Source organism: Bordetella sp. 2513F2, assembly GCF_054642735.1.
The window spans coordinates 3,045,624-3,068,156 of sequence record NZ_CM137755.1; the positions used below are offsets into that span (position 1 = coordinate 3,045,624).

A 22,533-nucleotide genomic window follows, 5' to 3' on the forward strand; every position below is an offset into this window, starting at 1 on the left:
CTATGCCCATCCTCACCGGCACGGCCTCCTGGACCGACCCCACCCTGCTGGCCTGCGGCCGCTTCTATCCGCCCCAGGCGCGCGACGCCGAATCGCGCCTGCGCCACTACGCCAGCTGCTTCCCCATGGTGGAGGTCGATTCCAGCTACTACGCCCTGCCCGACCCGCACACGGCCCATCTGTGGGCGCAGCGCACCCCGCCCGGCTTCGTGTTCAACGTGAAGGCCTTCCGCGCCTTCACCGGCCACCGCGTGCCGCGCGATGCCTTGCCGCCGGACCTGGGGCGCGACTGGCCGGACGCGCCGGCAATGATGTATGGCGACGATCTCCCGGGCCCCTGGCGCGACGAGCTCTGGCGACGCTTCGTGATCGCCCTGGAGCCGCTGCGCATGGCCGGCAAGCTGGGCGCCGTGCAGCTGCAGTTCGCCCCATGGGTACGCCGCGACGCGCGCGGACTGGCGCGGCTAGACGACTGCGCCGGACGCCTGGAGGGCCTGACCGCGGCGGTCGAGTTCCGCCACCGCAGCTGGTTCGACGGCCAGCCGGCCGCAGCCGGCACCCTGGCCCGGCTGCGCGAACTGGGGCTGGCGCATACCATCGTCGACGCCCCGCAGGGAAGCGAGAACACCGTGCCCGCGGTATGGGAAACCACGCATCCGGACCTGGCGGTGGTGCGCCTGCATGGCCGCAACGCCGCCACCTGGAACGCCACCGGCCCGGCATCGTCCTCGCGGTTCCAGTACATATATACCCCCGAGGAGCTGGCAGAACTCGCGCAACGCGTGCGCCGCCTGGCGCAGCGCGTGCAGCAGACCCACGCGGTGTTCAACACCAACCACGAGGATGACGGCATGCGCAACGCAGCCGGCCTCGCCGCCGCTTTGCGCGCGGCCTGAACCGGGCAGGAACGGGATGGCGTCAGGCACCTGCGTGTCCGGCACCCCGCCTCAACCCGCCTTGCGGCGGGTCCGCGCGACGTGGGCCAGGCTGTCGAGCAGCACTTCGAACTTGCGCGCGATGTCGTGCTCGGGCACGCAGGCGTAGCCCAGCAGCAGCCCCTGGCGGGGCGTCTGCCCGCCCGTGTAGTAGCGCGACAGGCCGCGCGTGAGCACGCCGCGCTCGTGGGCCGCCTGCACCACCCGCGCATCGGGCAGGTCTTCAGGCAGGTTCAGCACCAGGTGCAGGCCGGCGTCGCTGGAATCGCGATGCAGCCATTCGGGGCCCAGCCGCCGGTCTATCAGGTTCACCAGGATGGCGCGGCGCCGCCCGTAGAGCATGCGCATGCGGCGCACGTGCGCCGCATAGTGACCGTCGGCGATGAAGGCGGCCACGGCCGCCTGGGTCATCTGGTGTCCCTCGCGGTACAGCTCGGCGTGGGCCGCCTGGAACGCCGGAGCCAGCGCCTTGGGCAGCACCAGATAGCCCAGCCGCAGCCCCGGATACAGCGTCTTGCTGAACGTGCCGAGGTAGATCACCGGGGCGTCAGGCTCCAGGCCCTGCAGCGACGGGATGGGACGCCCCGTGAAGCGGAACTCGCTGTCGTAGTCGTCCTCGATGATCCAGCTGCCCCAGCCGCGCGCCAGCGCCAGCAGCTGCCGCCGGCGGGCCAGCGACATGACCGAGCCCAGCGGATACTGGTGCGAAGGCGTGACCACCAGGAACCGCGGCGGCGCCTCCACCGGCCCGGCCGGCAGCCGCATGCCTTCCTCGTCCACCGGCTGCGGCTGCACCCGGATCCCGTTGGCCGACAGTACGCTGCGGGCTCCCCAGTAGCCCGGGTCCTCGATCCAGGCCACGTCGCCCGCGCCGCCCAGAATGCGGGTGGCCAGGTCGATGGCCTGGTGCGAGCCCTCGGTGATGAGGATCTGCTCGGGATCGCAGTCCACCGAGCGCGTCAGCGCCAGGTATTGCGCCAGCGACTCGCGCAGGGCCGGCAGCCCGCCGCCGTATGAATAGGTGAGCAGCTCCGGCGCGGGGTTGCGCCACAGCGCGCTGAAGATGCGGCCGAATTTGCGGTGCGGGAATTCGGTGACGTCCGGCACCCCGGGCATGAATGCCCCCCACTGGAACGGCGAGGCCGAGACGCGGTCGACGATCTCCGCGCCGCGCGCCGACAGGGCGGGACGCGCCGGGTTGGCGGCATGCCGGCGCATGCTGCGGCCGCTTGCCAGATAGGTGTCGGGCAGGGTGTCGGTGACGAAGGTGCCGTTGCCCTGGCGGCTGCGCGTATAGCCTTCGGCCTGCAGCTGGCCGTACACGTGCACCACCGTGTTGCGCGCGATGCCGAGTTCGGCCGCCAGGTCGCGCGTGGCGGGCAGGCGCGTGTCGGCCGGGACGGTGCCGTCGAGGATGGCCTCGCGCAGCGCGCGGTAGAGACGCTGGTTCATCGGCCCTTCGGACGCGTCGCCCAGGCGCAGGAGCAGGAGATCGCCGACGATGGACCGCAATTGGTTCTACCCGTTTTGCAAAAGTGGTTCTTACAAATGGGGCCATCTTAGCATTAAATATCCTGCAGTCCGACCGCGCCTGCGGCCGTCCCCGTTCAATGCCGCGTCGCGGCACAAACTGCCCTTCCTCGAGACCAGACCATGAAGAACCGAGACCTGAACAACCGCCGTGCGCTCGCCACGCCCCGCGGCGTCGGCGTGATGTGCGACTTCTACGCCGTGCGCGCCGAGAACGCCACGCTGTGGGACGCCGATGGCAAGGAATACATCGACTTCGCAGGCGGCATCGCCGTGCTCAACACCGGCCACCTGCACCCCAAGGTGAAGGCCGCCGTGGCCGCGCAGCTCGACAACTTCACGCACACCGCCTACCAGATCGTGCCCTACGAGGGCTATGTATCCCTGGCCGAGCGCATCAACGCCCTGGCTCCCATCGACGGCCTGAAGAAGACCGCCTTCTTCACCACCGGCGTCGAAGCCGTGGAGAACGCCATCAAGATCGCCCGCTCGTACACGGGCCGCTCGGGCGTCATCGCCTTCTCCGGCTCGTTCCACGGCCGCACCATGCTCGGCATGGCGCTCACCGGCAAGGTCGCGCCGTACAAGCTGTCGTTCGGCCCGATGCCCGGCGACATCTACCACGTGCCGTTCCCGAATGCCACGCAGGACATCAGCGTGGCCGACTCACTCAAGGCGCTCGACCTGCTGTTCAAGGTCGACATCGATCCCAAGCGCGTGGCCGCCATCATCATCGAACCCGTGCAGGGCGAAGGCGGCTTCAACATCACGCCGCTCGAGCTGATGGTCGCGCTGCGCAAGCTGTGCGACGAGCACGGCATCATGCTGATCGCCGACGAAGTGCAAACCGGCTTCGCCCGCACCGGCAAGCTTTACGCCATGGAGCACCACAGCGTGCAGGCCGATCTGATCACCATGGCCAAGAGCCTGGGCGGCGGCTTCCCGATCTCCGGCGTGGTGGGCCGCGCCGAAGTGATGGACGGCCCGGCCGCCGGCGGCCTGGGCGGCACGTATGCCGGCAATCCGCTGGCCGTGGCCGCGGCCCATGCCGTGCTGGACGTGATCGCCGAGGAGCAGCTGTGCGAGCGCTCCGCACGCCTGGGCAAGCAGCTGATGGAAAGGCTGGAAAGCCTGCGCGCCAGCGTTCCGGCCATCGCCGAAGTGCGCGGCCTGGGCTCCATGGTGGCAGCCGAGCTGAAGGATCCTGCCACCGGCAAGCCCGACGCCGCGGCCGTGCAGAAGGTGCAGGCCAAGGCCCTCGAACAGGGCCTGATCCTGCTGAGCTGCGGCGTGTACGGCAACGTGCTGCGCTTCCTGTATCCCCTCACCATCCCCGACGCGCAGTTCGCCCGCGCGCTCGACATCCTGGCCGACGCGCTGTCGGCCTGAACGGGCCAGCCGCCATGCTGAACGGGCCCTGCTGGGCCCGTTTTCAGTTTCGCAACGAACCGGGGATCGCGGTAGGATGAACTTTCCAGTCCGCCTCCCCGTCATCAACGACTTCCGAAGGAAAGCGTCATGTCGCAACTGCCCCAGTCCCTCAAGCGCGCCGAACTGCTGCGCGACGCCTGCTACATCGACGGAAAATGGGTGCCGGCCGGCAACGGCCCCACCATTGCCGTGAACAACCCCTCCACCGGCAAGGTCATCGTCTCCGTGCCCCAGTTCGGCCGCAAGGAAACCGAGCAGGCCATCGCCGGCGCCCAGGCCGCGCTGCCCGGTTGGGCGGCACGCACCGGCAAGGAACGCGCCGCCATCCTGCGCAAATGGTCCGACCTGATGCTGGCCAACCAGCAGGACATCGCGGCGCTCATGACCGCCGAGCAGGGCAAGCCCCTGGCCGAGGCCGCCGGCGAAGTGGCGTACGCCGCCTCGTTCCTGGAATGGTTCGCCGAAGAAGCCAAGCGCGTCGACGGCGACGTGCTGCAAAGCCCCAAGGCCGGCCAGCGCCTGATGGCGCTCAAGCAGCCCATCGGCGTCACCGCGGCCATCACGCCGTGGAACTTCCCCGCCGCGATGATCACGCGCAAGGTGGGCCCGGCGCTGGCCGCCGGCTGCACCATGATCGTCAAGCCCGCCGAGCAGACGCCGCTCACCGCCCTGGCGCTGGCCGTCCTGGCCGAAGAGGCCGGCGTGCCCCCGGGCGTGTTCCAGGTCATCACCGGCAGCGCGCCCGACATCGGCGGCGCACTGTGCGAGAGCGACGTCGTGCGCAAGCTGAGCTTCACGGGCTCCACCGAAGTGGGCCGCATCCTCATGAAGCAGTGCGCCCCCACCATCAAGAAGCTGTCGCTGGAACTGGGCGGCAACGCGCCGTTCCTGGTGTTCGACGATGCCGACCTCGATGCCGCCGTCGACGGCATCCTGGCCTCCAAGTACCGCAACGCCGGCCAGACCTGCGTCTGCGCCAACCGCATCTACGTGCAGTCCGGCGTCTATGACGAGATCGTCAAGCGGCTGGTCGAGAAGGTCGGCACGCTGAAGGTGGGCGACGGCTTCGAGGCCGGCGTGACCCAGGGCCCCCTGATCGACGAGGATGCCATCGCCAAGGTGCGCCAGCACATCGAGGATGCCACCGCCAAGGGCGCGAAGATCGTGGTGGGCGGCAAGTCGCACGCGCTGGGCGGCACCTTCTTCGAGCCCACGGTGCTGCGCGACGTGACGCAATCCATGCGCGTGGCCACCGAGGAAACCTTCGGCCCCGTCGCGCCGCTGTTCCGCTTCGAAACGGAAGAAGAAGGCGTGCGCATGGCCAACGACACCATCTTCGGCCTGGCCGCGTACTTCTACACCCGCGACTACGCCCGCGTATGGCGCGTGTCGGAAGCGCTGGAATACGGGATCGTCGGGATCAATACCGGGATCATCTCCAACGAAGTCGGTCCGTTCGGCGGCGTGAAGCAATCCGGCCTGGGCCGCGAAGGGTCGAAGTACGGGATCGAGGAGTATCTCGAGATCAAGTATCTGTGCCTGGATCTCGGTGCGGGGAAGTGACCGGAGGGGGTGGCCTGGTCGGTGTCTGGGTTCTCGTATCTGGGTTCGTGTCTGGGTTCTTTACCCGCCTGCGAGGGGCGGGTAGCGGCCCGGCCACGGCGCTCGGCTCGGGCGCGCCATAAGGCGCCCTCGGCCTCCGGCTTCCCTCCCGCCTGACTGGCCGGCCCGCTACCCGCCCCTCGCAGGCTGGCGTGAGGAGCCGTACGTCACAGGTCCCTGCATGCGCCGGGGCTGGGAGCCATGGCAGGTTCCCGCCAGGTTCGGCGTGCTTGCCGTCGTGTTTCTGTTTCGCGCAGGTCTCGGCGAGGTGGGAAGATGCTGCGAGCCGCGGCGGGCGGGGTGGACGTGAGGATCCACACGTCGCAGGTCCCTGCATGCGCAGGGGCTGGGCTCCATGGCAGGTTCCCCCCAGGTCCGGCGTGCTTGCCGTCCTGTTCGGCGAAGGCCTCGTCCTCGCCGAGGCGGGAAGATGCTGCGAGCCGCGGTGGGCGGGGGTGCGTGGCGCCGGCCTTGGGCGGCGGGGTAGCCGAAGGCCGAGGGCGCCTGATGGCGCGCCCGAGCCCGGCGCCCCAGCCGGCGCCGCGCACCCCCGCCCGCCGCGGCGCCTCAAGAACCTGCCAGCAACGAACCCGCCCCCGATCTGAGCCGCCTGTGCGGGGCTGGCGTGAGGATCCATGCGTCGCATGGGTCCCTACATGCGCCGGGGCTGGGATCCATGGCAGGTTCCCGCCAGGTCCGGCGTGCTCGCCGTCCTGTTCCGCGACGTGCTCGCCGAGGCGGGAAGATGCTGCGAGCCGCGGTGGGCGGGGGTGTGCGGCGCCGGCCTTGGGCGGCGGGGTAGCCGAAGGCCGAGGGCGCCTGATGGCGCGCCCGAGCCCGGCGCCCCGGCCGACGCCGTGCACCCCCGCCCGCCGCGGCGCCTCAAGAACCCGCCAGCAACGAACCCGCCGCCGATACAGCCGCCACTGCTGAAACCGCTACCCATGGCCCCCCATCCCCCTTCAGCCACATGACGGCTCCCCCATGCTAGATTGGCATCTCCCCATACCGACTTCCGAATCATGAGCCGCACCTTCTCGCGCGACGAAACCCGCCGGCTGGCAGCCGTCCTCGCCGATGCCGCCCAGGCCGAAGTGCTGCCAAGATTCCGCAACCTGGCGCCCGAGGCCGTGCGCACCAAGACCTCGATACACGACCTCGTCACCGATGCGGACGAGGCTGCCGAGCGCTACATCGCGGCGCGCCTGTCCAAGCTCTATCCGGGTTCGGTGCTCATCGGGGAAGAAGCTTCCGCGCTCAACCCCGCCCTGCTCAACATGCTGGTCGACGCCGACCTGGCCTTCCTGGTGGACCCGATCGATGGCACCCGCAATTTCGTGGCGGGCCTGCCGCTCTTCGGCATGATGGTGGCCGCCTGCCATCGCGGCGACGTGATCGCCGCGGCCATCTACGACCCCATGAGCCGCGATGCCGCGCTGGCGGTGCGCGGCGAAGGGGCCTGGGTCGAACGCGAAGGCATGCCGCCGCAGCCGCTGCGCGTGGCCGCGCCCGTGGCGCCGGCCGACATGCAGATCATGGTGTCGGACACCGCGCTGCCGCCGGCGCAGCGCGCCATCCTGCACGCCAACCTGGCGCACATGGGCAACTCGGCCTCGCTGCGCTGCGCCGCCCACGAATACCGCATGGCCGCCAGCGGCCATTGCCATGCCCTCTTCTACAGCAGCCTCATGCCCTGGGACCATGCCGCCGGCTGGCTGCTGCACCGCGAGGCGGGCGGCTACGGCGCGCACTTCGACGGCAGCCCCTACAAGCCCACGCATCGCGACGGCGGGCTGCTGCTGGCGCCCGACGCGGGCAGCTGGCACGCGCTGCGGCGCGCCCTGCTCGACGAACCGTCCTCCGCCGCCTGAAGCGCCGGCCTCAGGCAGCCGGCCCCAGCGCCTCCAGCACCGGGGCACAGGGGCGGCTCACTTTCAGCGCGAGCAGGTCGTCGGCCCGCGTGCGCCCCAGGTTGATGGCGGCCACGGGCAATCCCCGCCCGCTGGCCTCGCGCACGTAGCGATAGCCCGAATGCACCATCAGCGACGAGCCCACGACCAGCACCGCGTCGGCCTCGTCGAGGCCGGCGAGCACCTGGCGCACGCGCTCCCCGGGCACGGTCTCGCCGAAGAACACCACGTCGGGCTTCACGATGCCGCCGCAGCGCGGACAGGGCGGCACGTCGAAGCGCGAGAAGTCCACGTCATCGAGGTCGGCGTCGCCGTCCGGCGCATCCGAGGCGTCGAATTGCAGCCAGCCGGGATTGCGCGCCTCGAGCTGGTCCTGCCAGCCCTGGCGCGGGCCGTACCAGCCGCACTGCGTGCAGTGCACGCCGTCGAGCCGCCCGTGCAGATCCACCACCTTGCGGCTGCCGGCGGCCTGGTGCAGGCCATCGACGTTCTGCGTGACCAGCAGGGCGATGCGTCCCGCGGCCTCCATGTCGGCCAGCGCGCGGTGCGCCGCGTTGGGCGCCGCCTTGCCGAAGCGGCGCCAGCCCACCATGCTGCGCGCCCAGTAGCGGGCCCGCGCCGGCTCCCCGCCCATGAAGGTCTGGAAGTCGATGGGCGGCTTGCGCTTCCACATGCCCGCGCCATCGCGATAGTCGGGTATGCCGGAATCGGTGCTGCAGCCGGCGCCCGTGAGCACGAACAGCTGCCGGTGGCAGTCGAGGAAAGCGCGCAGCGCCGCCAGGTCCTGGGCGGCGGCCGCGGTATCAGCCGCCCAGTCCACAGTCCGGCATGTCGCTGACCAGGCTCGCCTGCGTCACGTTGCTGCCCGGCGGCACGCTGCGCGTGAGCCACACGTTGCCGCCGATGGTCGATCCCTTGCCGATGGTGATGCGGCCGAGGATGGTGGCGCCGGCGTAGATCACCACGTCGTCCTCGATGATGGGATGGCGCGCCAGCCCCTTCTTGAGTTCGCCGTTCTCGCCCGGCGGGAAGCGCTTGGCGCCCAGCGTGACCATCTGGTAGAGGCGCACGCGGTCGCCGATGATGGCGGTCTCGCCGATGACCACGCCGGTGCCGTGGTCGATGAAGAAGCTGCGTCCGATGGTGGCGCCGGGATGGATGTCGATGCCCGTGTCGGCGTGCGCGATCTCGGCCACGATGCGCGCCAGCATGGGCGCGCCCAGCCGGTTCAGCACGTGGGCGAGCCGGTGATGGATCATGGCCGACACGCCCGGGTAGCACAGCAGCACCTCGTCGACGCTGTGGGCGGCCGGGTCTCCCTGGAAGGCGGCGATCACGTCCAGGTCCAGCGCCTGGCGTACCTCGGGAAGCGCTGCGCCGAAGGCCTGCACGATCTCGATGGCGCGATCCCGCGTCTGCTCGTAAGGCACGGGATGGTTGCGGTCCTGGTACTGCAGTTCGAGCCGGACCTGGTGCAGCAAGGCATCCAGCGCCGCGCCGATGGTGTGGCCGACGTAGAAGTCCTCGGCCTCCTCGCGCAGGTCGATGGGGCCCAGGCGCATCGGGAAGAGCGCGCCGCGCAGCCCCTCGATGATCTGGCGCACGCTGTCGCGCGAAGGGAATTCGCGCGTGCCGGCATCCTGCCGCAGGCGGCCGCGCGGTTCGCGCCAGGCCACGCGGGCCGCGCGCAATCCGGAAACGATGCGATCCAGGTTCCACTGGGCCGCAGGCGTAACGTTGTGAGACATGACAGAAACCTCGTCGATATTGCGCGCGCCATGCCAGACACCGGCACGCGCTGCGCAGATTCCGTCAACTGTAACCGCTGCGGGAAAAAATCGCGGCGGCGCCCGATACGGCGCCGGGGTTATGTCGGGCCCCCGCGGCATGGCTGCCCAGGGCGTCCATGGCTACCTATAATGGACCGACACCGATGGACCGACACCGCCGCACCAAGACGGCCACGGCGCCCCGCGCCACGCACCAGGAAGCCGGAGACAGACCATGCCCGCCCTACCCTGCGCTCGCGTATCCCGACCCCGCACGCCCGCGCGCGGCCGGAGCCGCGCATGAACGATGCGCCGGTCTATGTGGTCGACGGGGCGCGCACGCCGTTCCTGAAGGCGCGCAAGGGCCCGGGGCCGTGGGCCGCGGCCGACCTGGCGGTGCAGGCGGGCCGCAGCCTGCTGTTGCGCCAGCCTTTCGATCCCGCCGACCTGGATGAAGTGGTGCTGGGCTGCGCCGCACCGGCCGCCGACGAAGCCAACATCGCGCGCGTGGTGGCGCTGCGCCTGGGCTGCGGCCCGCGCGTGCCGGCCTGGACGGTGATGCGCAACTGCGCCTCGGGCATGCAGGCGCTGGATTGCGGCATGTCGGCCATCCGCCTGGGCCGCGCCGACCTCGTGCTGGCCGGCGGAACGGACGCGCTGTCGCGCGCGCCGGTGCTGCTGTCCGACGGCATGGTGCGCTGGCTGGCGCGCTGGACCGCCAGCCGCGGCCTGCGCGGCCGGCTCGCAGCACTGGCTGCCTTCCGGCCGCGCGACCTCGCTCCGGTCATCGGCCTGCTGAAGGGCCTCACCGATCCGGTGGCCGGCGTGTCCATGGGCCAGACGGCGGAACACCTGGCCACGCGCTTCGGCGTCGACCGCGCCGCCATGGACGCCTATTCGGCGCAGAGCCACCGCCGCGCGCGGGCAGCGCAGGACGCCGGCCGGCTGGATGCCGAGCTGGCGCCGCTGGTGGGTCCGGACGGCACGCTGCACCTACGCGACGACGGCGTGCGCGACGACGCCACGCCCGAGCGGCTGGCCCGCCTGCGGCCGGCTTTCGACCTGCCCTGGGGCCGCGTCACGGCAGGCAACAGCTCGCAGGTCACCGACGGCGCAGCCCTGCTGCTGCTCGCATCGGAAGCCGCGGTGCGGCGCTGGAACCTGCAGCCGCTGGGATGCCTGGTCGACAGCCATTGGGCCGCGCTGGATCCCATCGACATGGGCCTGGGGCCGGTGCATGCCGCCACGCCGCTGCTGCGCCGGCATGGACTGGCCCTGCACGATCCCGACCTCTGGGAGATCAACGAAGCGTTCGCGGCCCAGCTGCTGGCCTGCCTGGCGGCGTGGCGCGACCCGGACTATTGCCGTGCGGAGCTGGACGGCATGCCCGCCGGGACGCTGGACCCGGCGCGGCTCAATGTGGACGGCGGCGCCATCGCGCTGGGCCATCCCGTGGGCGCCTCGGGCGCACGCCTGGTGCTGCACCTGCTGCACGCCCTGCGGCAGCGCGGGCTGCGCCGCGGCATGGCGGCCCTGTGCATCGGCGGCGGCCAGGGCGGGGCCATGCTGGTCGAAGCGCAGCCGGCGAGCCCGCCCGGCGGCCCTGCCGGCCAGCCGTCCCGGGAACCGTCGCGCGCAGACGGGAGCAAAACCGAATGAACACGCCCGCGCCCGCCACCCTGCGCCACTGGACCCTGGTGCGCGATGCCGACGACCTGGCCTGGCTGGCGCTCGATTGCGCAGACCGGCGCGTCAATGTCCTGTCGGCCGAGGTCATGACCGAGCTCGGCCTGGCGCTGGACGCGCTGTCCGGCCAGCCGCCGCGCGGACTGGTGATCCGCTCGGGCAAGCCCGGCCATTTCATGGCCGGCGCCGACATCGAGGAGTTCGCCGGACTGACCGATGCCGAGTCGGTGCGCCGCTTCGTGGGACGCGGGTGGGACCTGCACGCCCGCGTGGCGGCCCTGCCCTATCCCACGCTGGCCCTGATCCGCGGCGCATGCCTGGGCGGCGGCCTCGAACTGGCGCTGGCCTGCCGCCACCGGCTGGCCTGCGACGACGCCGACACCGTGCTGGGCCTGCCCGAAGTCATGCTGGGCATCGTGCCGGGCTGGGGCGGCATGCTGCGCCTGCCCGCGCTGGTGGGCGCGCCCGCGGCCCTCGATCTCATGCTCGGCGGCAGGCCGGTGGATGCGCGCCGGGCCGCCGCGCTGGGGCTGGTCGATGCGCGCGTGCCGCCGCGCCTGCTCGATGAAGCGGCACGGCGCATCCTGCTGGAACGCCGTCCGCGCCATCGTGCTTCGTTGCCCGGCATGCTGACCAACCGCGGGCCGCTCAAGGCGCTCATTGCGGCCGGGGCGCGCCGGCGCGTCGCAGGCCGCGATCCCCGGGGCCACTATCCCGCGCCGCGCGCCATCATCGACATCTGGCAGCGCCACGGCGGCGATCCGCGGCGCGCGCCGGCGCTGCTGCAGGCGCTGCTGGACGCCGACACCACGCACAGCCTGTTGCGGGTATTCCGCCTGCGCGAGCGTCTGCAGGCCTTTGCGCGGGCCGGGGCGACGGAGGAGGACGTGGCGCACGTGCACGTGGTGGGCGCCGGCGTGATGGGCGGCGACATCGCCGCCTGGTGTGCGCTGCGGGGCCTGCAGGTGACCCTGCAGGACCAGGACATGGCGCGCGTGGCGCAGGCGGTCGGGCGCGCGGCCCAGCAGTATGCGCGTCGCCTGCCCGACTCGCGCGACGTCCGCGCCGCGCTCGACCGCCTGATCCCGGACGCGCACGGCCACGGCGTGGCGCGGGCCGACGTCGTGATCGAGGCCATCGTGGAAGACGCCGACGCCAAGCGCGCGCTCTATGCCCGGCTCGAGCCCCGGCTGCGGCCGGATGCGCTGCTGGCCACCAACACTTCCAGCCTGTCGCTGGCCTCACTGCGTGCTGGCCTGGCCCGTCCCGAACGGCTGGTGGGCCTGCATTTCTTCAACCCCGTATCGCGCATGCCGCTGGTCGAGGTGGTCGGCGCGGACGGAGACCCGCCCGCGCTGGGCGCCCGTGCCTGCGCCTTCGCGGGCCGCCTCGGCAAGCTTCCGCTGCCGGTGCGCGATGCGCCGGGGTTCCTGGTCAATGCCGTGCTGGCGCCTTACTTGCTGGCAGCCATGCAGGCCGTGGACCAGGGCCTGGCGCCCGAGACGGTGGACGCCGCCCTGCGCGACTACGGCATGGCCATGGGCCCGCTGGAACTCGCCGACACGATAGGCCTGGACATCGCCCTGGCGGCAGGCCGGCAGCTGGCGGACGCCGCGCAGCCGCCCGCCTGCCTGGCCCGCCACGTGGCGCGCGGCGAACTTGGCCGCAAGAGCGGGCGCGGCTTCTACGACTGGCAGGACGGCAAGCCCGTGCGGCGCCGCACCGAGCCGCCGCCGGCCGGGCTGGCCGAACGCCTGCTGCAACCCTTGGTGGAACGCGCGCGACGCCAGGTCGCGGCCGGCGTGGTCGACGACGCAGACCTGGCCGACGCCGGGCTCGTCTTCGGCGCAGGCTATGCGCCGGCAACCGGCGGCCCGCTGCATCGACACCGGAACCTCCCTCCCGCCGCCTCCCCGCCGCAGGCCGCATGAATGCCCGGGACATGAACCCTCGCAACCCGGCCCGCCATGACCGGCGGCCGCTACGGCATGGCAACGCCATGCGCAGGCACGGGCATGGGGCCGCAGGAATTTTTGAAATTCTTTAACTTGTCGATACAGTTTGGCAGATAGAATTCGGCCCCTGCAGCCCCGACCGAAGGCGCGGCAGCAGCGGCAACAGGCAGGCCCGCGCGATCCTGCATGCGGTCGTGCAAAACGGGTTGTACAAAACCGCAGCCAAATGCAAGAATCGACACAGCCGCGTCGCACGCCCGGATGCGCGCCCTGTAACGACTCACGCAACCTTCCCCTGCACAGAAAGGTGATGCAAAGCAGCGCGAACAGGATTGCCCGCGGCAAGGCCGCGCTCCCCCCGGCTTCCGGCTACACGCTCGGCATACCGCGGTTGCGGCAGGAAGCGGCGCAGATGCGCACGGGCGGCATCTACTGGATCGGCTGCGAATCACTCCGCGATGCGGACGCCTGGTCGCGCCAGGTGCTGGGCGCCATGCCGTACCCGTCCCGAGCCGTGCTGGTGGCCTGCGGGCGCTCCGCCCTCCACGTGCTCGACGGCCTGCCCGACGACGCCGGCCCGCGCGAACTGCGCCTGTACAGCGCCACGCCGGGCACGGCGCGCGGCGGCCACCCCATGCAGGCCCTGGGCTACGACATGCACCGCAAGGCACGGCCCTGGCAGGAATTCGTGCTGCTCAGCGTCGCGGCCGACGCCTGGCGCGACCTGGACGACGCCGCCCTGGCCCGTTGGTGCGAACGTTGGCGCAGCTGGCTGCGCACGGCGCGCAGCACCCTGCTGGTGGTGGCCCATGGCGAATCCGCCGCGGGCCTGGTGGCTCGCCTCCATCCCTGCAACGAAGCCCTTTCGGGGCTGGCGCTGCTGTACCGCCGCGACGGCGCACCGCAATACCTGGTGCGCCACTGGCGCAACCACAGCGGCGCGGTGGCCGGCCTGGAGGTCGCGCTGTGCCATGACGAAGCCACGGGATATGCGCCCGCCCCGGAACAACCGCCGGCAATCCTGCCGGACGGCAACGATGCCGAACGCTATCTCGTGCAGGCCGACGTGCTCGAAGGAGCGCCGCCCCTGTCGGAATTCTGGGAAACCTTCGCCGATGGCGAGACGCTGTTCCAGCGCGCCATGCAGGCGCAATCGGCCACGGTGGTCTACAGCGTGCGCGCCAACGCCGAGGTCGCGCCGCTTGCGCGGTCGCTGCATCGGCTGCGCCTGCAGCGCGGCCGCGCGCTGAAGCTGGTGGTGCGCGAAATGACCTCCTGCCTGCGGCACACCGACGAACATGTGCTGCTGGCCTGCGGCGCCAACCTCATCGCCCCGGCCGGCACAACGCTGGCGCGCTTTCTCACCATGCTGGAGAGCGTGCAGGGCCAGACCTATCCTCGCGACCTGCCCGCCGATCCCGAACAGCTGCTGCGCCGCACGCAGCCGCCCGACGTGCGCGGCGCCGTCTCCGTGTCCGATTTCGTCGCCCACCTGCGCGCCATGCTGAAGAACGACAGCCGCGACAGCGTCGGCGGCGTGCTGGTGGTGCTGCAGCCCGTGCCCAGCGTCAGCCTGGGCCAGGCCCTGGGGCAATGCCGGCTCAATCGCCGGGGTGACTTCGCCTGTGCGGCCGACGGCCAGGTGTTCCTGTTCCTCTTCGCCTGCCAGCCCAACAGCGTGGAGACGGCCCTGCGCAATGTCTTCCGCATTCCATACCGCGAGCTTTTCCAGAGCCGCAGCGTGTACGACAGCCACGAGCAGATGCTGGCCCAGGTGGCCGACCTGCTGGCGAACGTGCCGGAAGCCCAGGCTTCCGCGCCCCCTGCACCGGAACCGGAGCCGCCCGTGCGCGCCGCGCCGGATCCGCAGGCGCCGCCTCCGGCCCTGAGGCCCGTGGCCGAACCCCTGCCCCTGTCCGGAGTCCGTCCATGAATTACGTCGACGCGCTGATGCTCGTCCTGCTGACCTGCCTCGTCGCGCTGCCGGCCGGCTACCTCCTGCGCGACCTGACGCGCTGGGCATGGCGGATGGCCGAGTCGTACCTGATCCCCGCCCCCAACCTGCGGTACGAAGGCGTGCGCCGCAGAGCGCGCCCGCCGGCGAAACCGGAAGCGGACGCCTGAACATGCCTGCAGCCGGCACCATCCTCGTCACACCGCGCGGCACCAGCGCCTGGCGCGGCCTGGGCGCCTGGAACCTGTATTTCCTGGCGAAGTTCGGGCTGCACTGGTCCGGCGCCATGAAATTCGACCTGCTGCTCAACGCGGTCTTCGCGGCATTCCTGCTGATGCCGCTGCCCCCGCTGTAGCTGCACCGGCTGCGCCACATCGTCGCGATCCCGGTGGGCGTGGTCCTGTTCTACCACGACACCTGGTTCCCGCCGTTCGCCCGCCTGCTGGAACAGCGCGACATCTGGAACTTCTCGCCGGACTACCTGATCGAGCTCGTGGGGCGGCTGATCAACTGGAACTACGTCGGCGCGGCCCTGGTGCTGATCGTGGCCTATCTGTTCGTGTCGCAGTGGCTGCGGCTCACGACCATCACCGTGGCGGTGCTCGCCTGCATGGCGATCGGCGGCCTGCCGATGCCGTCCTTCCTCATCGCCCCTCCCGCGGTGGTGGCGGGCAGCGCCCCGCCCGCCGGCCCGGCCGCAACCTCCGCGCAGCCGGCCGCCGCACAGCAGGCTGCGGGGCCGCCCAACAACGCCACGCTGGACGCCTACCTCGACGCCTTCCACAAGAGCGAAGCGCAGCGCTCGGTGCAGATCCCGCCCCTGCCGGCCGATGCCGAGCCGTTCGACATGCTGATCATGAACGTCTGCTCGATGTCCTGGGCCGACCTCGAAACCGTGGGCCTGCGCGACCATCCCGTCTTCGGCCAGATGGACGTGATCTTCGACGACTTCAACTCGGCCACGTCCTATAGCGGCCCGGCGGCGATCCGCCTGCTGCGCGCCACCTGCGGCCAGGAGTCGCACACTGCCCTCTACGACAGCATCCCCGAACAGTGCTACCTGTTCGAGAACCTCAACAAGCTGGGCTTCATCTCCGAGATGGCGCTGAACCACGACGGCCAGTTCCAGAGCTACCTGAGCCGCGTGCGCACGCAGGGCAAGCTGCCGCCGCCCGTGCCGCAGCCCGATCCCTCCCAGCGGGCCCTCACCGGCTTCGACGGCGGTCCCATCTGGCGCGACCTCGACGTCCTGCAGACCTGGTGGAAGCAGCGCCAGCAGCTCGACTCCCCGCGCATCGTCACCTTCTACAACACCATCACCCTGCATGACGGCAACCGTCTGCCGGGAGGCAAGGGAACCGCGGACTACAAGCTGCGCGCGCAGCACCTGCTGGACGACATCAGCACCTTCATCGGCCAGGTCGAGCGCAGCGGCCGGCGCGTACTGCTGGTCATCGCGCCCGAGCACGGCGCCTCGCTGCATGGCGACCGCATGCAGATCGCCGGGATGCGCGAGATACCCAGCCCCTCGATCACCCATGTGCCGGTGGGCCTGAAGCTGATCAACGCCAAGGCGCGCCGCGAAGGCGGCCCGGTGCACGTCACCACGCCCTCGAGCTAGCTGGCACTGGCCGAACTGGTGTCGCGGCTGCGCGACGGCAAGGCCTTCAGCGCCGAGACGGTGGACTGGGCAGCGCTGACGGCCGACCTGCCGGAAACTGCCAAGGTCTCGGAAAACGAGGCCTCCGTGGTGCTGCAGTACCAGGGTTCCCCATTCATCCGCATCAAGGGCCAGGACTGGCTCCCCTACCCGCAATGAGCGCCTACGGAACCCCGGCCATCGAGCCCGGCGCCCCCACGCCGGAAGACGACATTGCGTCGCTCAAGGCGCATCTCGGCCTGCAGGCCTTCCCGTACGTCGACATCGCCGCGCAGCGCGAGCTCGAGGACGCCTATGCGCGCTGGCCGCTGCTGCGCGAGCTGCGGCCGGTGGAGCGCTCCCATGAGTAGCGTGGCCCTGCACGGCCTGCGTGGCGGCGTGGGCGCCACCTCGGCAGCGGCGGCGCTGGCCTACGCCATGCACAGCCTGGGCCAGCGCGTGGTGGCGCTGGATCTCTCTGCGCAGGACTTGCTGCGGCTGCACTTCAATGTTTCCTGGGCGGACGCCCGCGGCTGGGCCAGCGCCGCGGCGGCGGGCCGGCCATGGCATGCCGATGCCTACACCGTGCTGCCGGGTCTGCACCTGCTGCCTCATGGCAGTCCGCCGGATACGGCGGACCCGGCTCCCGACCCCGCCACCTGGCGCGCGCGCCTGGGGGAGCTGTCGGCGCATTACGACTGGGTCGTGCTGGACCTGCCGGCAGGCCCGCAGGGCGCGGCGCTGCTCGGCCTGGCCGACCTGGACCTGTGCCTGGCCGAGGCCGACCCGGCCTGCGCCGCACTGCTCGCCCGGCGCAGCGCGCGCGAAGCGCCGCACCTGCTCATCAGCCGCTACGATCCCGCCAGCCCGCTGCAACGCGACATCCGGCTGGTCTGGCAGCACGAATACGAGCGGCTGGTGCCGTCTGTGCTGCACCGCGACGAGTCCGTGCTCGAGGCCCTGGCCCACAAGATGCCGGTGGGCCAGTATCGCCTGGGCAGCCAGGGCGCACAGGATGCGCTCTCGCTCGCCGCCTGGTGCCAGGCCCGGGCGGGGAGGCCTGCACCATGAGAGGCCTGGCCCAGTCCCTGCTCCTCACTCCCCGGGCCGGCGCGGCGCTGGGCGAGCGCTACCGGTACTATCGCGGCGAGCGCCGCGCGAGCCGCCCGGTGGCCCTGGCTGCATGCCTGCTGTACGTGCTGGGCTGGTGCCTGTTCCGCCTGGAGTCCCCCGCATGGCAGGCCGTGCGCGCCAACTGGCCGCGCTGGTATGCCCACATCGCCTCCCGGCCGCTGAAGGCCGGCGACGCACTGCGCTACGTCATCCAGACCCTATACCTGCTGCTGGTGCCGCCCATCCGGCCCCCGGCAGCCGACCGCCGTCCAGGCCTCGGCGCCCGGACGGCCACGGGAGCCAGGCGCCTGTGGTCAGCCGTGCGGCGCGGCAACGATGCCGTGCTCCAGGCACTGGACAGGCTCCCCGCCACCGTGCGGCGCAGCGCCTGGCTGCAGCATGCGGGAGAAACCGTGCGCGGGCTGAGCCGCGGCGCGCGGCTCTCCCTCTATGCCGGCCTCATCCTGGTGGCCACGCTGCTGGCGACGATCAGCATCACCGAGCCGTTCGGCTGGACTTCCCAGTTCGTGTTCGTGGTGCTGCTCTGGTGCATCGCCATGGTGGTGCGCCGCATCCCGGGCCGGCTGTCGTCGCTGATGTTGATCGTGCTGTCGCTCACCGTATCGGGCCGCTACATGTGGTGGCGCTACACCGCCACGCTGAACTGGGACGACGGCCTGGACCTCACTCTCGGGCTGATCCTGCTCGCGGCCGAGACCTACTCCTGGATCGTGCTGGTGCTGGGCTACATCCAGACCATCTGGCCGCTGCACCGCAAGCCGGCGCCGCTGCCGCGCGACACGGCCGCCTGGCCCACCGTGGACCTGTACATCCCCACCTACAGCGAAGACCTCAGCGTGGTGCGGCCCACGGTCTATGCCGCCATGGGCATCGACTGGCCGCAGGACAAGCTGCGCATCTACATCCTGGACGACGGCACGCGCGAGGAGTTCCGCGAATTCGCCGCCCAGGCGGGCGTGGGCTACATCGTGCGCAAGGAACACAAGCACGCCAAGGCCGGCAACCTGAACCATGCGCTCACGCTCACCGATGGCGAACTCATCGCCATCTTCGACTGCGACCACATCCCCACGCGGTCGTTCCTGCAGCTCACCGTGGGCTGGTTCCTGCGCGACGAGAAGCTGGCGCTGGTGCAGACGCCGCACCACTTCTTCTCGCCCGATCCCTTCGAGCGCAACCTGGGCGTGTTCCGTACCAAGCCCAACGAAAACACCCTGTTCTACGGCCTGATCCAGGACGGCAACGACATGTGGGACTCGGCGTTCTTCTGCGGCTCGTGCGCGGTGCTGCGCCGCGCGGCGGTCGAGCACATCGGCGGCTTCGCCACGCAGACCGTCACCGAGGACGCACACACTTCGCTGCGCCTGCATCGCGCGGGCTATACCTCGGCCTACATCCGCATCCCGCAGGCGGCGGGCCTGGCCACCGAGAGCCTCTCGGCGCACGTGGGCCAGCGCATCCGCTGGGCGCGCGGCATGATCCAGATCTTCCGCACCGACAACCCGCTGCTGGGCAAGGGGCTGTCGGTGCTGCAGCGCCTGTGCTACCTGAACGCGATGATGCACTTCCTGTCGGGCCTGCCCCGGCTGGTGTTCCTGACGGCGCCGCTGGCCTTCCTGATCCTGCACGCATACATCATCTATGCGCCGGCCATCGCCATCATGCTGTACGTGATCCCGCACATGACGCATGCCAGCCTCACCAACTCGCACATCCAGGGCCGGTACCGGCATACTTTCTGGGGCGAGGTCTATGAAACCGTGCTGGCCTGGTACATCGCCCGCCCCACCACCATGGCGCTGATCAACCCGTCCAAGGGCAAGTTCAACGTCACGTCCAAGGGCGGGCTGGTAGGCACCGATTATTTCGACTGGACCATCTCGCGCCCCTACCTGCTGCTGGCGCTGTTGAACGTGGCCGGCCTGGGCTTCGGCATCTGGCGCCTGGCCTACGGGCCCGCCACCGAAATCTACACCGTGATCGGCAGCCTGGCCTGGGTGCTGTACAACCTGATCGTGCTGGGCGGCGCCGTGGCCGTGGCGGCCGAAGTGCGCCAGGTGCGCCAGGCCCACCGGGTGGCCACCGCGCTGCCGGCGCGCTTGCGGCTGGCCGACGGCAGCATGTACCCCTGCACGCTGCAGGACTACGCCGAAAGCGGCGTGGGCCTGCATATCGGCCAGCCCGGCCTGGCGCAGGCAGGAGACCGCGTCACCCTGTTCCTGCGCCGGGGCGAGCGCGAGATCGATTTCCCGGCAACCGTCACGCGCGCCCTGGAGCACAGCGTGGGCCTGCACTTTCCCTCGCTCTCGGTACGCCAGCAGATCGACTTCGTGCAATGCACCTTCGCACGGGCCGACGCCTGGCTCACCTGGGGCTCTTCCTTCAGCGGCGACCGGCCCATGAGCAGCATGTTCGAGGTCGTCGAGATGGGGCTGCGCGGCTACCGCCACCTGGCGGAATACGCGCCCTGGCCGCTGCGCAGCGTGATGCGGCCGGCCACCCGCGGGCTGCTCTGGCTGTTCAGCTTCGCCCCGCACCCGGTACGCATGCCTTCTTCCCTTTCCCGCCCCCGACCGTCACCATGAGCGCCGCTACGATGAAGCACTGGCTGACCTCCCTGATCCTGACCTGCGCCGTGGCGGGCGTGGCTCATGCACAAACATCCGCGCCCCCGCAGCCTGCCCGGGCCCCCGCGCCCCTGCAGCCGCCCGGGCCCATCGCCGAGCCGGCGCCGCCCCCGGTGGCCTCGCCGGCAGCGCCGCCGGTGCACGAGGCCTACACGCTGGAACAGCTGGGCCGCCGCGAGACCATGCAGCTCGAGGGCATACGGAACACGGAATACATCGAATTCACGTTGCCGCGCGACCGCATCGCCACGCAGTCCACGCTGGAGCTGGTGTACACGCCCTCTCCCGCGCTGCTGCCGACCATGTCGCACCTGCGGGTCTACCTCAACGACGAGCTGATGTCGGTGGTGCCCATCACCCAGGAGCAGGTCGGCAAGCAGACGCGCCAGCAGGTGCCGCTCGACGCCCGGCTGCTGCGCGACTACAACCGCCTGCGCCTGGAGTTCATCGGCCACTACACCGACATCTGCGAAGACCTGGCCAACAGCGTGCTGTGGGTGGACATCAACCGGCAGAGCCGCATTGTGCTGGACGGCCAGCTGCTGCTTGCCGACAACGATCTCTCGCGCTTTCCCGAACCTTTCTTCGACAGCCGCAACAACCGGCCGCTGGAGCTGCCCATGGTGTTCGCGGACGCGCCGGCCGGCGAGATGCAGCGCGCCGCCGCCATCCTGGCCTCCTACTTCGGCGCGCGGGCGGCATGGCGCGGCGCGCGCTTCCCGGCGCACTACAACGTGCTGCCCACCGACCGCAACAGCATCGTCTTCGCCACCAACGACAGGCGCCCCGCCTTCCTGCGCGACTACCCTGCCGTGCAGGCGCCCGTGGTCGAAATGATCAGCCACCCCGACAACCCCTACACCAAGGTACTGCTGGTGCTGGGCCGCAACGACGCGGACCTCGTCCAGGCCGCCACGGCACTGGCCGTGGGCAACACGCTGTTCCGCGGCAGCAGCGTCACCGTCAACGCCGTGCAGCAGCTGGCGCCGCGCGTGCCCTACGACGCGCCCAACTGGACGCCCACCGACCGTCCCGTCACTTTCGCCGAGCTGCGCGACTACCCCGAGCAGCTGCAGGTCAGCGGCCTGCGGCCGCGGCCCATCGACCTCAACGTGAACCTGCCGCCGGACCTGTTCGTATGGCGCCACGCCGGCATCCCCATGAAGCTGAAGTACCGCTACACGCCGCCGCCTGTGCGCGACGAGTCGCGCCTGAACGTGAGCGTCAACGGCCGCTTCATCCGCAGCTACGCGCTGCGGGCGGAGGGCGGCGGCACCATGGAACAGATGCGCCTGCCCGTGCTGGCCGAAGGCCTGTTCGGCACCGACGAAAAGCTCACCATCCCGGCCCTGCAGGTGGGCGACCGCAACGTGCTGCGGTTCCACTTCTCGTTCGCCAGCGTGGTGGGCAGCGCGCAGAAGCAGACCTGCCAGACCACGCTGCAGCCCGACGTGCGCGCGGCCATGAGCGACGACTCCACCATCGACTTCTCCGGCTTCCCGCACTACATCGCCATGCCCGACCTGCGGGCATACGCCACGTCGGGCTTTCCCTTCAGCCGCATGGCCGACCTCTCCGAAACCGTGGCGGTGATGCCGGCCCGGCCCACGGAGGCGCAGCTCGGCACGCTGCTGGACGCCGCCGGCATCCTCGGGATGGGCACCGGCATGGCCGGCTATGGCTTGCGGGTGGTCGATGACTGGAGCGCCGCGGCCGGGCTCGATGCCGACGTGCTGCTGCTGGGTCCGCTGCCCGACGCGCTGCGCGAACGCCCAGACGCCTATCTGCTGCTGGACCAGACCCGCGACTGGCTGCGCCAGGCGCGCGCCGCGATCAAGCCCGACGCGGCGCGCATCCTGGGCCCTCAGGACCCGGCCCGCCAGCCCACCACCGGCGTCGACGTCTCGGCCGAGGCGCCCATGGCAGCCATCGTGGGCATGCAGTCGCCCGAGCACCCGCAGCGCAGCATCGTGGCGCTGCTGGGCAAGAACGACGACGACTACACGCTGCTGCGCGACGCCCTGGGCGACAGCGGCAAGCGCGGCTTCATCGCCGGTTCGGTGAGCATCGTGCGCGAGTCCGGGGTATCCGGCGAATTCGTGGGCGAGCCCTACTACGTGGGCCAACTGCCCTGGTGGCAACTGCTGTGGTTCCACCTCTCCGAACACCCCGTCGTCCTGGCGATCGTCGCGGCCTTCACGGTGGTGCTCATCGCAGCCCTGCTCTGGCGCCTGCTGCGCATGCTGGCGCGCCGCCGCCTGCGCGGCGACACGGAAACCTGAACATGCTCGCACGCCTGCTCCTGCCCGCTCTGCTGCTGCCCCTCGGGGCGGCACAGGCGGCCTGCGACTGGCCCGCCTG

The 22,533-nt window shown here is 70.9% G+C and carries 15 protein-coding genes and 2 pseudogenes; 14 read left to right on the forward strand and 3 right to left on the reverse strand.

What is annotated here, in order from left to right:
- Positions 1-2 precede the first annotated feature (2 nt).
- The gene (locus ACYBYQ_RS14460) at positions 3-896 is read left to right on the forward strand and encodes a DUF72 domain-containing protein (RefSeq protein WP_459614906.1); all 894 of its coding nucleotides are present in this window, start codon (positions 3-5) and stop codon (positions 894-896) included.
- Between the two features lie 51 nt (positions 897-947).
- Here the strand turns inward: ACYBYQ_RS14460 and pdxR are convergent, their stop codons facing one another.
- Positions 948-2,447 carry a MocR-like pyridoxine biosynthesis transcription factor PdxR gene (gene pdxR, locus ACYBYQ_RS14465; protein ID WP_459614908.1) on the reverse strand — a complete coding sequence of 500 codons (1,500 nt, stop codon included), beginning with the start codon at positions 2,445-2,447 and terminating at the stop codon, positions 948-950.
- Between the two features lie 141 nt (positions 2,448-2,588).
- Between pdxR and ACYBYQ_RS14470 the strand changes: the two genes are divergently transcribed.
- The 3 genes from ACYBYQ_RS14470 to ACYBYQ_RS14480 all read left to right on the forward strand — a co-directional run bounded on the left by ACYBYQ_RS14470 (position 2,589) and on the right by ACYBYQ_RS14480 (position 7,369).
- The gene (locus ACYBYQ_RS14470) at positions 2,589-3,854 is read left to right on the forward strand and encodes a 4-aminobutyrate--2-oxoglutarate transaminase (protein WP_459614910.1); all 1,266 of its coding nucleotides are present in this window, start codon (positions 2,589-2,591) and stop codon (positions 3,852-3,854) included.
- 129 nt (positions 3,855-3,983) lie between these two features.
- Complete coding sequence (locus ACYBYQ_RS14475) at positions 3,984-5,459, forward strand: NAD-dependent succinate-semialdehyde dehydrogenase (RefSeq protein ID WP_459614912.1); 1,476 nt, start codon at positions 3,984-3,986, stop codon at positions 5,457-5,459.
- 1,061 nt (positions 5,460-6,520) lie between these two features.
- Complete coding sequence (locus ACYBYQ_RS14480) at positions 6,521-7,369, forward strand: inositol monophosphatase family protein (protein ID WP_459614914.1); 849 nt, start codon at positions 6,521-6,523, stop codon at positions 7,367-7,369.
- Between the two features lie 10 nt (positions 7,370-7,379).
- On the opposite strand, the gene ACYBYQ_RS14485 is transcribed toward ACYBYQ_RS14480, so the two are convergent.
- Together ACYBYQ_RS14485 and epsC are read right to left on the reverse strand one after the other, a co-directional pair.
- Entirely contained in the window at positions 7,380-8,228 is an 849-nt protein-coding gene (locus ACYBYQ_RS14485) for an NAD-dependent protein deacetylase (RefSeq protein ID WP_459614916.1), read from the reverse strand.
- Positions 8,212-9,156, reverse strand: a complete 945-nt coding sequence (gene epsC / locus ACYBYQ_RS14490) for a serine O-acetyltransferase EpsC (RefSeq protein WP_459614918.1) — start codon at positions 9,154-9,156, stop codon at positions 8,212-8,214. The genes ACYBYQ_RS14485 and epsC overlap by 17 nt, the downstream gene beginning before the upstream one ends.
- Positions 9,157-9,477: 321 nt before the next feature.
- On the opposite strand from epsC, the gene ACYBYQ_RS14495 reads away from it, so the two are divergent.
- From ACYBYQ_RS14495 to ACYBYQ_RS14540, 10 genes and pseudogenes are all read left to right on the forward strand, one after another.
- Positions 9,478-10,836: an acetyl-CoA C-acetyltransferase gene (locus ACYBYQ_RS14495; RefSeq protein ID WP_459614919.1), complete on the forward strand. Its 1,359-nt coding sequence runs from the start codon at positions 9,478-9,480 to the stop codon at positions 10,834-10,836.
- Complete coding sequence (locus tag ACYBYQ_RS14500) at positions 10,833-12,794, forward strand: 3-hydroxyacyl-CoA dehydrogenase NAD-binding domain-containing protein (protein ID WP_459614920.1); 1,962 nt, start codon at positions 10,833-10,835, stop codon at positions 12,792-12,794. Before ACYBYQ_RS14495 ends, ACYBYQ_RS14500 begins: the two co-directional genes overlap by 4 nt.
- A gap of 334 nt (positions 12,795-13,128) precedes the next feature.
- Positions 13,129-14,751, forward strand: a complete 1,623-nt coding sequence (bcsE, locus tag ACYBYQ_RS14505) for a cellulose biosynthesis protein BcsE (protein WP_459614921.1) — start codon at positions 13,129-13,131, stop codon at positions 14,749-14,751.
- The gene (gene bcsF / locus ACYBYQ_RS14510; protein ID WP_459614922.1) at positions 14,748-14,942 is read left to right on the forward strand and encodes a cellulose biosynthesis protein BcsF; all 195 of its coding nucleotides are present in this window, start codon (positions 14,748-14,750) and stop codon (positions 14,940-14,942) included. The genes bcsE and bcsF overlap by 4 nt, the downstream gene beginning before the upstream one ends.
- Before the next feature lie 116 nt (positions 14,943-15,058).
- A pseudogene (gene bcsG, locus ACYBYQ_RS14515) lies at positions 15,059-16,591 on the forward strand (cellulose biosynthesis protein BcsG).
- Entirely contained in the window at positions 16,588-16,782 is a 195-nt protein-coding gene (gene bcsR / locus ACYBYQ_RS14520; protein ID WP_459614923.1) for a cellulose biosynthesis protein BcsR, read from the forward strand. The pseudogene bcsG and the gene bcsR overlap by 4 nt, the downstream one beginning before the upstream one ends.
- Positions 16,775-17,482: a cellulose biosynthesis protein BcsQ gene (bcsQ, locus tag ACYBYQ_RS14525; RefSeq protein WP_459614924.1), complete on the forward strand. Its 708-nt coding sequence runs from the start codon at positions 16,775-16,777 to the stop codon at positions 17,480-17,482. The genes bcsR and bcsQ overlap by 8 nt, the downstream gene beginning before the upstream one ends.
- Positions 17,479-20,130 (forward strand): UDP-forming cellulose synthase catalytic subunit, encoded by a 2,652-nt coding sequence (bcsA, locus tag ACYBYQ_RS14530; protein ID WP_459614925.1) that lies wholly within the window; start codon positions 17,479-17,481, stop codon positions 20,128-20,130. The genes bcsQ and bcsA overlap by 4 nt, the downstream gene beginning before the upstream one ends.
- Positions 20,127-22,454, forward strand: coding sequence for a cellulose biosynthesis cyclic di-GMP-binding regulatory protein BcsB (gene bcsB, locus ACYBYQ_RS14535; RefSeq protein ID WP_459614926.1), 2,328 nt, complete (start codon positions 20,127-20,129; stop codon positions 22,452-22,454). The genes bcsA and bcsB overlap by 4 nt, the downstream gene beginning before the upstream one ends.
- A 2-nt stretch (positions 22,455-22,456) precedes the next feature.
- Positions 22,457-22,531: pseudogene (locus ACYBYQ_RS14540) on the forward strand (hypothetical protein); the annotation flags it as partial.
- Between the last annotated feature and the right edge of the window lie 2 nt (positions 22,532-22,533).

Coding starts and splice junctions, on each gene's coding strand:
- ACYBYQ_RS14460 (WP_459614906.1), top strand. CDS start 3: ATGCCCATCCTCACCGGCACGGCCTCCTGGACCGACCCCACCCTGCTG.
- ACYBYQ_RS14470 (WP_459614910.1), top strand. CDS start 2,589: ATGAAGAACCGAGACCTGAACAACCGCCGTGCGCTCGCCACGCCCCGC.
- ACYBYQ_RS14475 (WP_459614912.1), top strand. CDS start 3,984: ATGTCGCAACTGCCCCAGTCCCTCAAGCGCGCCGAACTGCTGCGCGAC.
- ACYBYQ_RS14480 (WP_459614914.1), top strand. CDS start 6,521: ATGAGCCGCACCTTCTCGCGCGACGAAACCCGCCGGCTGGCAGCCGTC.
- epsC (WP_459614918.1), bottom strand. CDS start 9,156: ATGTCTCACAACGTTACGCCTGCGGCCCAGTGGAACCTGGATCGCATC.
- ACYBYQ_RS14495 (WP_459614919.1), top strand. CDS start 9,478: ATGAACGATGCGCCGGTCTATGTGGTCGACGGGGCGCGCACGCCGTTC.
- ACYBYQ_RS14500 (WP_459614920.1), top strand. CDS start 10,833: ATGAACACGCCCGCGCCCGCCACCCTGCGCCACTGGACCCTGGTGCGC.
- bcsE (WP_459614921.1), top strand. CDS start 13,129: ATGCAAAGCAGCGCGAACAGGATTGCCCGCGGCAAGGCCGCGCTCCCC.
- bcsF (WP_459614922.1), top strand. CDS start 14,748: ATGAATTACGTCGACGCGCTGATGCTCGTCCTGCTGACCTGCCTCGTC.
- bcsR (WP_459614923.1), top strand. CDS start 16,588: ATGAGCGCCTACGGAACCCCGGCCATCGAGCCCGGCGCCCCCACGCCG.
- bcsQ (WP_459614924.1), top strand. CDS start 16,775: ATGAGTAGCGTGGCCCTGCACGGCCTGCGTGGCGGCGTGGGCGCCACC.
- bcsA (WP_459614925.1), top strand. CDS start 17,479: ATGAGAGGCCTGGCCCAGTCCCTGCTCCTCACTCCCCGGGCCGGCGCG.
- bcsB (WP_459614926.1), top strand. CDS start 20,127: ATGAGCGCCGCTACGATGAAGCACTGGCTGACCTCCCTGATCCTGACC.